Raw genomic sequence first — 13,974 nt, 5'->3', positions numbered from 1 at the left:
TCATTAGTTAGACTAGTTAATTAAATGCGATTTTTATCTATACAGCACATAAGGGATACAATGTTATTACCAACTACTGAAGAAATCATTGACGACTTATCATTCTTTGACGACTGGGAAGAAAAATATAAATATATTATCGATTTAGGAAAATTACTCCCCGCTTTTGATGATAAATGGCATACGGCAGAGCGGCTTGTAAAAGGTTGCCAGAGTAATGTTTGGATTCAACCCGATGTTGACGGTAAATTACTTATTTTTTCAGTAGATAGCGATGCAATTATAGTAAGAGGTCTACTTGGGATAGTGCTTGCAGCTTTCAATAATAAAACAGCAAGCGAAATAATTGAGTTTGATATCAACGCTTATTTTGAAGCCTTAGATCTTGAAAAACACCTTAGCCCTACACGTGGTAATGGTTTACGCTCTATCGTTGATCGTATTAAAAATATCGCTCAAGCGTCACTTTAATTAAATCACTAAAATATTATATTACGACAGCTTCTAGTCGTTATCATTAACAGTTAAGAGCTTGAAACCTTCACTAGGCCTCAGCTCTTTTTTATCGTTCCCTTCATAAGCTTTGCCGTTAGTGCGCTGTTAATTCAGTTTTTGTGCTGCATTCATACTGTGTTGATAATACAACGATTTTAACCCAATCTTCCAAGTTGAAATATAGAAACGCTAATACTGTTAAATCATTACTGCCATAATGTTTTGCGGTTGCTTTCTCAATAGCTAAACGTAACCCACCTTCTGGCATATTCATCTGAAAGAATGGATGTAATCCTTCGTATGTATAGGTTTCTAATCGTATAGGCATAGTAAGGGATAATGCAGTTTTTGCATTTAAGTCATACGAATAATGGTGGACCGCATTTTCTTTCTGCAGCCTGCCTACTCTCTTGTCATGAGTGTATACATCAACGTTAGAATTATTAGTCTCTTTCAATTGGTCTAAAGTAGGTAAGCCTGAATCTGTTACCATTAACGATTTATTAAATAGATTAAGGATACGCTCTATTTTCCTTAATCCTACATCATCGTAATCCCCACGCTCAATTTTGCCAATAGTTGTCCTATTAAGCCCTGCATAATCGGCTAATAACTGTTGGGTCCATTTTCGTTTTTTTCTTTCAGATAAAATAGTTTCAGATATTTTAAGTAATGAATTCATATGTCGCACCTAATTTTTGTTCACTATAGTCACCTAAATAAAACAAAGAATCAATAATGGTGATTAAGATCACCATGAAAATGATTTTTATTCAAAATATCTGGACAAACTTATTAGGAAAAATAAATTTCCATAAAAATAGGCCATTAATTAAGTCATTCGAGTTAGTTAGATAGTTACCTAGTGACGTAAGTATGCATAAAAAATCAGAAAATAAGGCATTTTATAAAGTTAATACTTTATCAAGAGTATTCGTACAAAATAAGTGCATGTCTGGGTAACAGTATTAACTATATTTATAGGCAACTCATATTATATTAGGGTGACAATGAATTAAGACCAGAGGTATTAGCAACTATTTATGAGTAAGATTGCTCAGTTTAGTCTTTGTAGTTGAGTTACCCGGACACTTCAATAAAAAATTATAAACTCATCATTGAAGTGTTGTGGATAATTGATTTCGGGCAATGGCGGTCCACTTTAAAATACATTAACGGTTAACAACATTTATTATCTTGTGATGTGCGCATAATTGGGCTAGAAATGCTAAGGATAAAATGTTTCATATACGCCTCAGAAACTAAAATAAGCAGTCAATATTATTTAGCTAAAGCTGGATATCTCAACTTTTAGAGTTTTTCTTAGTTCACTATTAACGTCGATTTGTCAAAATAACTCCCATGATCACCAGCGCACCACCGAGTAACATCGAAGAGGAAATCTGCTCATTTAATATTAAAGCCCCGAGCAACACACCAAATAAAGGGACAAAGTTAGTAAAAACTGAGGTTTGCGCGGCACCAATTGTTTTTATTCCTTGGTAATACCAAATAAAAGGAATGACGGTCCCAAATACCGCCAAATAACCAATAGCGGCACCAATTTGCCAATTTAACTCAGGCAGTACCTGCACGTTTGGGTTGAAAAACCATACCATTAACAACAATATCAATCCCCAAATAGCAGCATAAGTCGTTGATGCTAATGGTGATAAACCAAGCAGTGCTTTTCGCCCCACAACGGTATAGATAGCCCAACTGAGTACTGCGCACAGCATTGACAATTCTCCACGTCCAAAAGTCTGACTAATATTTTGGATCACGGTCAGTAGATGACCATTACTGATCACGGTCAGTGCACCTAATACTGCCACAAAAATCCCAAGTAACTTCTGAAATGAAAATTTTTCTCGGTATAAGAGGGAAACCAGTAACGCAGTAGCGATAGGATTAAACGCAACAAATAGAGCCGTACGGGAAGCAGGCATTTCAGAGAGCGCAGTAAAAAAACATAAATTATAGGTAAATATGCCAGTAAGACCGAGAGCGAAAGTGATAGCAACCTGTCTGAGTGATAGTGTTGGTAGCCGACCTTCAAATTTTATAGTGAGTAAAATGAGTATAAATACCGCCAGCCCAAAACGGCCTATCGCCGACATTAACGGTGAAAGCGACTCCGCAAGTAAGCGTCCGGCGATAAAAGTCCCCCCCCACAGTAAGGCGACTAAGATAAGTTTGAAATAGGTTGGCCAGATGGAGGATAAAGCCAAGTCGTTAGATGTATTGTTAATTGGTTGCATGATGTCGCTCGATATAAAAAGGTAACTTGATATGTGATATAGTATTTCACTAATGTTAAATCATAGTAAAATGAGCAATAGATCATGACGTTTAGCCAACTTGAAATATTTGTAGTCGTTGCAGAGCTGTGTGGATTTACCTTGGCAGCCCAACAGTTAGGTATCAGTCAGTCAGCTGTTTCGCACGCGCTGAAAAAACTCGAAGAGGATTTAGGGGTAAGCCTTATCGAGCGTAATAAGTCACAAGCAGAACTGACTGTTGCTGGCGTTCGATTACTTCCCCGCGCTCGAGAAATACTGGGATTGTCTGAGACCATACGCCAAGAGTCGGCAGATATTAAGGGATTGCAACTAGGGAGCCTTCGTATTGGCTCTTTCGGTCCAACTTCCTCCTTGCGCTTACTCCCTATGATCCTAGATGGTTACCGTAAGCAATTTCCCAATATTGAGGTGCGAATTGATGAAGGAAATGACCAACAGGTCGTACAATGGTTACAAGAGCGCCGTGTCGATGTTGGCTTTGTGGTGCTTCCTGATGAGCGTTTTGATACCTTTGCATTGATTGAAGATCAAATGGTTGCCCTTATTCCTAAATCACATTCATTGGCGGATAAAGATAAAATTCTACTTAAGGATTTATCCCGTGTTCCTTTTATTCTTACGGAAGCCGGATCAGCGCAACTCATTTCCAAGCTATTTGCAGCCGAGGATCTTATCCCTGACATTCGCTATAGAACTACACAACTGATGACTACAATTGCATTGGTTGCAAAAGGCGAAGGCGTTGCCCTCGTTGCTGAATTAGCACTCCCACAAGCTTTGCAAACCGATGGCTATGTGGTTCGACACCTATCGCCGCAGTACAAGCGAACAATTGGTTTAGCACTGCACAGTACCCGACAAGCCTCTCCTGCCACACAGGCATTTATCAAAATGGCAGTACAAATATTAAAAAAGAGAAACCGGTCGAATTAAAAGAGGAATAGGACGACTGCCTGTTTTATAAGCTACTAATTGCAAGACGGTTACTTTGAGATTGGAGGCTCAGAAACTGGACAATTGTTTTCATCCAGCTATTTGAGGGATGTTGTTAACTTATCGACTAGAGATGAATAAAGTCAGTAATTTCAGGTTTAAAGTGAATTTCGGATGCTACTAACTGAATCGATTAATAGAAAGAACGATAACTGAGTGCTGGATAATGTTTAGCTTGCATTAAATGACGACCAAAATGAAACAGATTACGTGAGAAACTGTTGCAACTTAAAAGCCGTTCAGGTTGACCAGTTATTTCAATTCGCTCATCTACTTTTCTTGCCACCAGTAGTTCGATGTTAAAGCTCACATCCGTTACTTTTATACTCACTAGTTGAGTGTTTAACACTTGGTATTAATACATTTTAGCTGCTGAATAACTTGTCAATTTCACTGTCAGTTCTGTAACACTTTTATTCCTTGTCCCTTTAAAAATAGCTTAAAGAGCCTCATAGTCGCTTATTTGTCTTTTCGTTTCTGAACTAAAATATCTATTTCATCTTCAATTTAATCTACCGTTCGTCAGACATAATTTAAATACAGTTTTAACTTTTATAAAGACCACATCGTGATACCAAGTATCATCGAGTCGGTCGCAATTTTTTTGATCTGACTATATTAAATATTCCTGTTATTTTTCACTCTACTGTCGAATATTTTCATAAGTCACAACAATACTGTTAACGTAAATAAATTTAGAAATTGACAACACCTTGCAATATTATGTGATTAAAAAAATTTCCAATGATCGCTTAACTAATAAATATTATTCTATTCTACCCACTATTTAACTAATCGGATTCAAATATAAGAAAGAAATTGATTTATATCTAATAATTTATCAATGCGTAGGTGTATAAATCACTAAAATAAAATAAATTTAAAATGAAAACTCACTGCATAATGCCTGAAATACTTGGAGAAACCATAATGTACTCTGCTTTCCCATATAAATATGAAACTCACTGTCATACATCGGAAGTAAGTGCATGCGCCTCCAATACAGCTGAGGAGATTGTAAAGAGCTACGCTAAAGCCGGTTATAGTGGAGTAATCATCACAGATCATTTTTTTAATGGAAACTGCAACATTGATGCTGCTTTACCTTGGAAAGATAAAGTAGATTTATTCTGCATAGGATATGAAAATGCCAAAAAAGTAGGAGATAGATTAAATATAGACATTTTTTTCGGCTGGGAGTACAACTATAAAGGAACAGAGTTTCTAACTTATGGTCTAGATAAAAAATTTCTACTAGATAATCCTGATTTACTAGAATGGCCGCTTGAACTCTATTTTGATAAAGTACATGAAGCGAATGGATTTTTAACACATGCACATCCCTTTAGAGAGCGCTCTTATATTAAGAAAATAAGATTATTCGGTAAAAAGATTGATGCAATTGAAGTATTCAATTCTGGAAACGATAAGCAGATCTTTAATGAAAGAGCGTTGGCTTACGCCCAAGAGTTCGGTTTACCCCAAACCGCAGGCTCTGATACCCATAATGTAGAAAATTTAGCAGGGCAAGGTACATATTTCCCCGAAAGATTAAAATCTATTAATGAATTTATTAAATATGTTAAAAACGGTAAGTCTTATATATCAATCCCTGAAGATTGAACTTAAATATCATGTACGGTGTAGCGCGTGATGTTATTTAAAGGGGACACAATAAGCTGAAAGTACTAGTTTGCTCAGATGCTACGTTATGCACTTATTATTTTAATCTAAGCAATAAAAAACCGATAATTGGAAGATATTACAATCAATCCAACTATCGGTTTTATATTAGTTATGTTTAATGAATATCAAATTACTTAAAAATAAAGCTATTAACAACATTTTCTAAGTATTCTTGACGTCCAGAAGCAGGTACTGGCTGAATATTATTTTCTAGTGCTTGTTTAGCTAGTGATTCAAGAGAAATTTCACCACTTAAAATATTCTTGCCAAGTTTACTATTCCAACCAGCATAACGATCAGAAATATTTTTACCAAGCACATCATTTTCAATCATAGCTGCTGCACGCTCTAGCGACTTAGCCATCACATCCATACCACCGATGTGTCCGTGGAAAAGGTCTGCACCATCGATTGAAGGACGACGAACACGAGAGTCAAAATTAAAACCGCCCGTTGTAAAACCACCCGCTTTAAGAATTTCATACATAACTAATGTATTTTCTTCAACGCTATTTGGGAATTGGTCTGTATCCCATCCTAGTTGTGGGTCACCTCGGTTAGCATCAACTGAACCAAATAAACCTAATGAAGTTGCAGTCGCAATCTCATGTTGGAAACTATGTCCAGCTAACGTTGCATGGTTGGCTTCGATATTCACTTTTATTTCATTTTCTAAACCGTACTGTTTCAAGAATCCATAAACAGTTGCAGTATCGTAATCATATTGGTGCTTGGTAGGTTCTTGAGGTTTTGGCTCTATTAAAATAGCCCCTTTAAAGCCAATTTTGTGTTTATGTTCAACAACCATTTGCATCATACGTCCAAGTTGCTCTCGTTCTTGGCGCAGATCAGTATTAAGTAGTGTTTCATAACCTTCACGACCTCCCCATAATACATAGTTATCGCCACCTAAACGTTTTGTTGCTCCCATGGCATTAAAAATTTGAGTTGCAGCATAAGAAAACACTTCTGGATTAGGGTTAGTTGCGGCACCATTCATATAACGAGGGTTAGAAAATGCATTTGCAGTCCCCCAAAGAAGCTTAAGCCCTGTTTCAGCCTGTTTCGCTTCAAGTACATCAACCATTTCAGCAAAGTTATTTTGATATTCTTTGATTGAATTACCTTCTGGTGCGACATCAGTATCGTGGAAGCAATAATAAGGCACATTCAATTTTTTAAAAAATTCAAATGCAGCATCCGCTTTCATTTTTGCCATGTCCATCGCATTTCCTGGTTTTTGCCAAGGACGGTCGAATGTACCTCCACCAAAGACATCAGATCCCTGCCAACAAAAGTTATGCCAATAACAGGCTGCAAAACGAAGATGATCTTTCATTGATTTACCTAAAATCATGCGATCTGCATCGTAATGATGAAATGCTAAAGGGTTTGTTGATTCAGTGCCTTCAAATTTAATCGGCGCTACATCTTTAAAAAATTCAGTCATAATTAATATCCAATAGTTGTTGGTAAAAGTTTATTTATCAGCCGGGTTACATCATTTTCTTTTTTGACAAAGTATTCAATTACGAAATTTAACAGTGCTATTAATGGATTTAATTAATCCTCTCTAGTTATCATTTTTTAAATTTATATTTAATGTTTTTTCTCATATTTTTACTGAATTGACTCTAAAAGAACAAAAATCAAACCGAATAAAGTTCATTCAAATTTTGATAGTGTAAGAAACTATGCAATACAACGATGGGAAGTTAAATCGAGATACTCAAAACAAATACTCCACTTCATTAACATATAAATTAAGAAATAGTTTTACGCGGTGAAATAGAAGAAGTATAGAAGTAGAAGTACTTTTCACTTAATGGCATTCATACTTTAGTACTGAGGACCTCTGGTATCACTGAATTAGGCAAAAATATTCTTACCTAAGCAATTTCAATGTATAAATTCGATGAGAAAATTATTGTAAAAATCAATAAATATTGTGACTTCATTGTAGGCAACGATGAAGCTTGCGTTTGTAAAATACAATGAACTAACAAAGTAAAAGGTAGCCCTAGAACTACCCTCTTATTATAAAAATTATTCAGCTATTAGCTTAGTTAATTCCTCACCTAAGTAAGAAATATTACTACCCGCTACAGGGTAAAGTTGATACTTTCTCTGTTTACCATCATCATTATCAGCCAGTGCAATATTCCAAGATATGCTTTCTCCAGATTTAATAGAAGAGTCTAATTCGATTGCAAAGAATAATTGTGTGCCTTCTTTATTCCAATGTGCTTCATAACGACCAGAATACCCGGTTTGTTCAAAGTCTTGCCCAACTACACTACGGAACTGATTCATCGGTTTATCTCCCTGCTGAACAAAGACCTCAATATTATCATTTTCATAAGGTGCTTCCCTAGAGGTAACGGTTACATCATCAACTCGATTGACAACGCCGTACAACCAATTATCGTAATAGCCAACCTTCCAGTTTCCTAAGATATCATCCCCATTTTTGACTGTCATATCATTCTGATTAAGCTGATTAAATGCAAATGGATATTGGTAGCCACCAGTCGTCATTTCTTCAGCAGACTTAATAGCCGTCGGTAATTTGATCGCTTTGAAGGCTGGAGGTATAGAAACAGGCTCTGAAGAAACAACGGCATTTTGACCATTCATAAAGAGTTCACCAAACTCCTCACCTTGCCAACCGATATTATTACCCGTTAAAGGATAAAGTTGCGTGTCACGGCCGGCACCGTCGTTATCAGCCAAAGCAATATTAAAACCAAACGTTTCACCAACTAAGTCTTGGTAATCGTTAAACTCAACGGTGAAATCAAAAGTACTCCCGTCTTTGTTCCACTTACCTGTCGCTTTACCTGGAAAGTCAATAGGTTCAAAATCTTGACCTACAATCGATCTAAATTGCCAAAATTTATCCCCAAGACGAACAAATATTTCAACATTATCGTTTTCATGTGCTTGAGCATTGTTGGTCACCGTTACGTCATCTTTACGTATCACCTGTCCAATCAATTTGTTCTTATGATAGGCGACACCCCATTTACCATCTATTGAGGTGCGTTGTTCTGGCGACAAAGTTTGATTTTTTTGATTTAACTGGTTAAAAGCAAATGGATAATACACAACTTTAGCTGAATCAAATTTGTCTGATGTTAACTCTTTCGCATTGAATGGTTGTATAAACCGTTTAGCGTTACTTAAATCAGTAACCGGTTTATAAGTAGAAGCGCCCTTTACGGCATCAGTTAATACACGTTGTACAGCCTTGTAAGCAGGCTTTTGTTGGTAGTTTTTATCAAACATTAATGCTCTACCATAACCTTCAAACCAACCAGGTATCCAAGAATATTTATCACTTAGCCCCCAAGTAGTAAACAAATCGACTTCAGGATAGTACGCTGCTAATTTTGCTAATGATTCATAACGCTTAGCTTGATTATCTAAGCCTGCAGCTCCATCTTGATCCCGAACTCTCACATCAACTTCTGTAAAATGGATTCTTAAACCCAAATCATCTAGTCGTTCTATATTACGCGCAACCGATGAGTCACTTACCGGGTTTTCAGCTGTTAAATGTAATTGAGTGCCCACACCTTGCACTGGCACTCCTTTTTCAATTAATGTTTTAATGTAGCGGTAAACAGCATTAGATTTTGACGTCATTCCCTCTGTCGAGTAATCGTTATAAAACAGAACAGCATCAGGATCAGCTTCATGCGCCCAGCGGAATGCTAATTCGATATACTCTTCACCTATTGTGCGGTACCAAATTGTATCTCTGAAACCACCATTATCATCAAATGCTTCATTAACGACATCCCAATAAGTGACTTTACCACGGTAATGTGAGACAACTGTTTTTATATGATTTTCAAGAATAGCCATCAACTCAGCTTTAGACCAATTACCATCTTCCAACCACGATGGATTCTGAATATGCCAAACAAGTGCGTGACCTTTTACAACCATATTATTTTCAAGCGCAAAAGCTACCAGTTCATCGCCCTTGCTGAAATCAAACCGATCTTTTTCTGGATGTACGTACTGGAACTTCATTTCATTTTCTGGCGTTATCTGTGAAAATTCACTAATAAGTTTAGCTCTAAACTGTGGGTCCTTTAAATGTCCGGTTTCAACTGCAGCACCAATGCCCAAATTAATTTGAGATGCTAAATATTTTAATGGCATTCCCGCATTTTCTGGACTCATTTCTTGGTTTGATAACTTTCCATTTTGACCATTAGTACAGCCAAGTAATGTAACCGCGAGCAACGTTGGTATTAGTACTTTTTTCATTATTATTCCTTCTTCTCATGAGTAGTGATATAGACAAAGTAGTGTTTACTTCAGTACAAATTATTCTGTTAAGTACACTTATCGATAAAATGGGAAATGACAGACGTCAGCAATTTGTGTTGCTAACTACTCTTTTTCACTTTCCTTACCTTGATTAGTAACTGACTATGAAGGAATGCTTTATTTTCATCTTTACTATATTTAATAAACTAGGTTATGAATTTAGCCTCATAACGAATAAATGTGATTAATCGCAAATAAAAGAGCACCATATTAATAATCTATAACGCTGATTTTTATAGGAAAATAAATTTTTAATAAAAAAATTAAGGTTATTTAATATAAGAAGCAGCTAAATAGAAGAATAAATAATCTAAATAACTATCAAGTATTTAAGTTGAAGTTACATTGAAATGTTTATATGAGATGAATAGTCAAAGAGGTAAATGAAATTGATAATATGTCGATTGTTTACACTGTAGTCATCGATATACAGATGCTCTGAATAAAGTGACAAAACATCTAAGTCAAAATATTCAATCTAACTTGGCATAAAATGTTAGTTAGATTGAATATCAGTATATTTTTATTTAAGTATGTTAATTTTTAACTTAAAGTATAGTTGACTGCTGATGGTTCTGTCGCCAAACGAAACCCATCAGCTTTCTGGTACAAGCCTATTTATGATTAAGATTTATAAATAGGCTTTTTTACCACCAAGCTTCAAACATTGCCCCCACCGCAAATACATCAACCTCACCTTGAGTTGGTTGAGTTGCTTTATTATCTGACTGGCCTATATTGGCATAAAAACGTAGCATTGGTCGTCCAAACCCAAATGCATCAATACTTATATTTTGTGATATAGTTGCTTTCCAAGCTGTATTCTTACCACCATTATCATAATCAGCAAGTGAAGTACCAAACTCAAACCATGTTGAATGAATATCATTCCAGCTATACATAGGTCGAATAATTGCACTATATTCACTACGATCTTCACTATCATTCGCTTCAGTATGATCAGCATAAGCAATAGCATACATTAAACCAAAATTCTGAGTCGCATAATAACTTCCCTCTAAACCAGCATAAAGATCCGTCATATCTTCTGTCTTAGTAAATACTGAATTATAAGCATTATCAGAATAACGAATAGCGAGTTGATTTGAGCCTTTTGACCAATTGCTATCAAAGATAGTAGCTATTTGATAAGCTTTGGTTCCATCATTACGCGCTGAACCAGGATCGGTTTTGTCATCAGTACTAAAACCATAGTTTGCAAGAACACTCAGTGAAATAGAGTCACCCAGGGCAATATCATGTAACTTCGAAGTAATTGCATAATTACCGCTGTCATTTGTTGAATTACCATACAGATAGGTGTCATCAGTAGCACCTGTTACGCCATCTGCAACTGCTCCTACTGCACCTAGATCTAATTTAGCCCAACCTAAGTCCAGGTCTTTTACACCAGCACCTTGTCCGTCATGTGTCATAATGAAAAAATCAGCAAGTTGTGTTTGCGGGCGTTGATGGAAATCACGGCCGGCCCATAATGTGGCATTGGGTTGCGATTCAAATACATTTGTTACACTGGCAAATATCTTTTTAAAATGAACGTTATCACTCCAGTGATCGACCATGAAACCAATCTTCCAAACTGTATCATTAGGACCTAGCAAGCCTTTAGTAAATTGAATCTCTCCTCCATTTCCTTCATTGCCTAGACGTCCTGCCGAGTTACCAGTCAGTGCTCTATCTAATTTGATAAGACTATCTGATCCAGTATAATTACCATAATCATGCGTATACGCATCATCAGAAGCATGCAAACCATAGCGAGCATAACCAGAAAACTTAAAGTCTTCGGGCGCATCAACTGCCGCGGCAGTCATCGGTGATAAAATGGCGGCAACCGAAACGGTTAACGGTAGTAGCTTAAATTTCGATAAGTTCATTTTTATTCCTTTATTAAACATGAATTAGAAAGTTGATTAAGTTGCTATTTAAAAATTATTTTGGGTCATAAAACATCTTGTAATAGTTCCCCAAGTGCTGGCCTAAGATGCTCATAAAAACAACAAAAAGGCCAAATTACGTCAAAACATCGAATTTTGAACGCAAAAATCTACCGCAAAGCTAAATGTTCATATTGCGGTTAAGTAAGGTTATTAACATATCTAAGTAATAGCGCTTTTAAAAAGGGAGATTTTTATAAAAACCTCCTCTTAAAAGTCTTGTTTTTTATTTGAGAACATACGTAGATTTTAAAAGTAAACCTCAAATATCATCCATTTCTAGTTAATATGCCTTTAACGAAAATGATGGCTTAGTAACTATTGATGATTAACACTACCCTTTCACTGCTCCTGCTGTTAAGCCATCGATCAACCGTCTTGAGGCAATGACAAATAAGAATAGAAGCGGTAAAACAGCAATGGCAGCCCCTATTGCAACGGCTCCCCACGGTATTTGTCCTGTCCCCTGTAAGGCTCGCAACGCCAATGGAATAGTGAACATCTTCATATCGTTCATCACAACCAATGGGCCCATGAAATTATTCCATGACCCTATAAAGGTGATTAACCCTAATGTTCCAAAAGCAGGCGTAATAAGCGGTATCACTACACGATAATAGATTTTAAATTCACGGCAGCCATCCATACGAGCAGCTTCAACCAACTCCTTTGGAATAGCACTTGCGATAAACTGACGCATCATGAATATACCCATTGCCCCGCAAGCTGCAGGAATGATCAAAGCCTTAGGATCATTCATCCATCCTATTTGTGACATGATCATTGCCGTTGGGATCATTCCTAAGAAAGGAGGTAACAACATAGTGGCCATGATGCCAACGAATAAAAAGTTTTTAAATTTAAAATCGAACATGGCAAACGCATAACCTGCCAGAGAACAAAATAACAAATTAAGTATTGTTGTTACGACCGCAACGAATAAACTTAAACCAATGTTGTGCCAAAAATAAGGTAGAAAATCGATCAGTGTATTAAAGTTTTCTACAATATAATCACCAAAAAATATTGGCGGGGGAACCGATAATATTCCAGAGTTTGAGTGAGAAGCAAAAACAAACATGAAATAAAATGGCGCTAGCATTATTACCGCCCCTAAAGAAACGACAACATAAGCGATAACTTTGTCTTTTTTGATTAGATTACTCATTCCTCGTTACTCCCACCTAATAGTTTATGATTCATCCAAGTTAGCCCTGCTATCATCATAAATAATATCCAAGATATCGCTGATGCTGTTCCAAAATCACTTTCTACGAATGCGGTTAAATACATATGCATTGCTGCTGTTTTACCTGCTTGGTCAATACCACCTGTTCCACCGGTTATAATAAAAGGTTCTTCAAATAACTGTAGGTTACCGATAATGGTCAAAGTCACCGCAAAAAATGCCATTGGTTTAAGCAATGGTAAGGTTACATACCAAAACTGTTGATAGCGGTTCGCCCCATCAATAATGGCAGCTTCATATAAATCTTTAGGAATAGTTTGTAAGGCAGATAAATACAGAACAGTATTCCAACCAACATAACGCCAAAACACAACGAATGAAATCATGTCTTTAGTATATTCAGGACGAGCCCAATCCACGTTATTAACGGGGAATATCCAACTAAGTACGTGTATGTCCGCTACGGTGAAGTTACCAAGAGATGTCAATACTTGATTAACCATGCCAAAGTCACGTGAAAAAAGTGTCGTAAATACCAGAGAAATCGCAACGGTAGAAGTAATATAAGGAACGAAATACACACCGATAACAGTATTGCGCCACCTTGTAAAACTAGTATGGATAAAAAAGGCTAACGGAATTGCCACTACATGCTGTGGAATGCCTGACTTTAAAGCGATCACAACCGTGTTGTAGATTGATTTTTGAAACCATTCATCTTGTAACGCAAATACGTAATTTTCTAGCCCGACCCATTCCATAGCACTTAATCCAGCGGCTGGCTCCCAATAATGAAATGAAAGGTACAATGAAAAAAGGAGCGGAAATAACCCAAACACACCAAAAATAATAAAAAATGGACTAATAAAAAAATATGGCGCTATTTTATTACCCTTGCGTAACCATAAACTACCTTTTTTCGGGGGTACCTTATGTAGAGTAGAGGATACTTTATGTGAAGTAGTAGTATTCATAATTTTCGCCTAGTAAAACCCTTTAATAGAGG

General features: G+C 36.5%; 11 protein-coding genes. 3 read left to right on the top strand and 8 right to left on the bottom strand.

The features are described 5' to 3' along the window. Positions 1 to 60: 60 nt before the first annotated feature. Positions 61 to 471 (top strand): SufE family protein, encoded by a 411-nt coding sequence (locus GQR44_RS08520; protein WP_166371261.1) that lies wholly within the window; start codon positions 61 to 63, stop codon positions 469 to 471. A 118-nt stretch (positions 472 to 589) separates the two neighbouring features. Here GQR44_RS08520 and GQR44_RS08515 read toward each other — a convergent pair whose 3' ends face one another. Both GQR44_RS08515 and GQR44_RS08510 read right to left on the bottom strand, forming a co-directional pair. Beyond that, positions 590 to 1,177 (bottom strand): HipA N-terminal domain-containing protein, encoded by a 588-nt coding sequence (locus tag GQR44_RS08515; RefSeq protein ID WP_205963009.1) that lies wholly within the window; start codon positions 1,175 to 1,177, stop codon positions 590 to 592. Between the two features lie 652 nt (positions 1,178 to 1,829). Continuing rightward, entirely contained in the window at positions 1,830 to 2,756 is a 927-nt protein-coding gene (locus tag GQR44_RS08510) for a DMT family transporter (protein WP_166371259.1), read from the bottom strand. 84 nt (positions 2,757 to 2,840) lie between these two features. On the opposite strand from GQR44_RS08510, the gene GQR44_RS08505 reads away from it, so the two are divergent. Beyond that, complete coding sequence (locus tag GQR44_RS08505; RefSeq protein ID WP_166371257.1) at positions 2,841 to 3,731, top strand: LysR family transcriptional regulator; 891 nt, start codon at positions 2,841 to 2,843, stop codon at positions 3,729 to 3,731. A 193-nt stretch (positions 3,732 to 3,924) separates the two neighbouring features. Here GQR44_RS08505 and GQR44_RS08500 read toward each other — a convergent pair whose 3' ends face one another. After that, positions 3,925 to 4,101 carry a hypothetical protein gene (locus GQR44_RS08500; protein WP_166371255.1) on the bottom strand — a complete coding sequence of 59 codons (177 nt, stop codon included), beginning with the start codon at positions 4,099 to 4,101 and terminating at the stop codon, positions 3,925 to 3,927. A gap of 620 nt (positions 4,102 to 4,721) precedes the next feature. Here GQR44_RS08500 and GQR44_RS08495 point away from each other — a divergent pair. Beyond that, positions 4,722 to 5,414, top strand: a complete 693-nt coding sequence (locus GQR44_RS08495; RefSeq protein WP_166371253.1) for a PHP domain-containing protein — start codon at positions 4,722 to 4,724, stop codon at positions 5,412 to 5,414. 193 nt (positions 5,415 to 5,607) lie between these two features. Here GQR44_RS08495 and xylA read toward each other — a convergent pair whose 3' ends face one another. The 5 genes from xylA to GQR44_RS08470 all read right to left on the bottom strand — a co-directional run bounded on the left by xylA (position 5,608) and on the right by GQR44_RS08470 (position 13,942). After that, on the bottom strand, positions 5,608 to 6,927 hold the full coding sequence (gene xylA / locus GQR44_RS08490) for a xylose isomerase (RefSeq protein ID WP_166371251.1): 1,320 nt from the start codon (positions 6,925 to 6,927) through the stop codon (positions 5,608 to 5,610). 596 nt (positions 6,928 to 7,523) lie between these two features. Beyond that, positions 7,524 to 9,758: an endo-1,4-beta-xylanase gene (locus tag GQR44_RS08485; protein ID WP_166371249.1), complete on the bottom strand. Its 2,235-nt coding sequence runs from the start codon at positions 9,756 to 9,758 to the stop codon at positions 7,524 to 7,526. A 710-nt stretch (positions 9,759 to 10,468) separates the two neighbouring features. Then, positions 10,469 to 11,719, bottom strand: a complete 1,251-nt coding sequence (locus GQR44_RS08480; protein WP_166371246.1) for a carbohydrate porin — start codon at positions 11,717 to 11,719, stop codon at positions 10,469 to 10,471. Between the two features lie 394 nt (positions 11,720 to 12,113). Next, entirely contained in the window at positions 12,114 to 12,947 is an 834-nt protein-coding gene (locus tag GQR44_RS08475; RefSeq protein ID WP_166371244.1) for a carbohydrate ABC transporter permease, read from the bottom strand. After that, entirely contained in the window at positions 12,944 to 13,942 is a 999-nt protein-coding gene (locus GQR44_RS08470; protein ID WP_166371242.1) for a sugar ABC transporter permease, read from the bottom strand. Before GQR44_RS08470 ends, GQR44_RS08475 begins: the two co-directional genes overlap by 4 nt. Positions 13,943 to 13,974 lie beyond the last annotated feature (32 nt).

This window comes from Psychromonas sp. SA13A, assembly GCF_011378715.1.
Lineage (GTDB): Bacteria > Pseudomonadota > Gammaproteobacteria > Enterobacterales > Psychromonadaceae > Psychromonas.
Note: the sequence above shows the minus strand (reverse complement) of the source record. Positions and strands in the feature narration are given on the sequence as shown.

Bases quoted from the DNA above. Each gene is read 5' to 3' on its own strand.
- GQR44_RS08520 (WP_166371261.1), top strand. From the start codon at position 61: ATGTTATTACCAACTACTGAAGAAATCATTGACGACTTATCATTCTTT.
- GQR44_RS08515 (WP_205963009.1), bottom strand. From the start codon at position 1,177: ATGAATTCATTACTTAAAATATCTGAAACTATTTTATCTGAAAGAAAA.
- GQR44_RS08510 (WP_166371259.1), bottom strand. From the start codon at position 2,756: ATGCAACCAATTAACAATACATCTAACGACTTGGCTTTATCCTCCATC.
- GQR44_RS08505 (WP_166371257.1), top strand. From the start codon at position 2,841: ATGACGTTTAGCCAACTTGAAATATTTGTAGTCGTTGCAGAGCTGTGT.
- GQR44_RS08495 (WP_166371253.1), top strand. From the start codon at position 4,722: ATGTACTCTGCTTTCCCATATAAATATGAAACTCACTGTCATACATCG.
- xylA (WP_166371251.1), bottom strand. From the start codon at position 6,927: ATGACTGAATTTTTTAAAGATGTAGCGCCGATTAAATTTGAAGGCACT.
- GQR44_RS08485 (WP_166371249.1), bottom strand. From the start codon at position 9,758: ATGAAAAAAGTACTAATACCAACGTTGCTCGCGGTTACATTACTTGGC.
- GQR44_RS08480 (WP_166371246.1), bottom strand. From the start codon at position 11,719: ATGAACTTATCGAAATTTAAGCTACTACCGTTAACCGTTTCGGTTGCC.
- GQR44_RS08475 (WP_166371244.1), bottom strand. From the start codon at position 12,947: ATGAGTAATCTAATCAAAAAAGACAAAGTTATCGCTTATGTTGTCGTT.
- GQR44_RS08470 (WP_166371242.1), bottom strand. From the start codon at position 13,942: ATGAATACTACTACTTCACATAAAGTATCCTCTACTCTACATAAGGTA.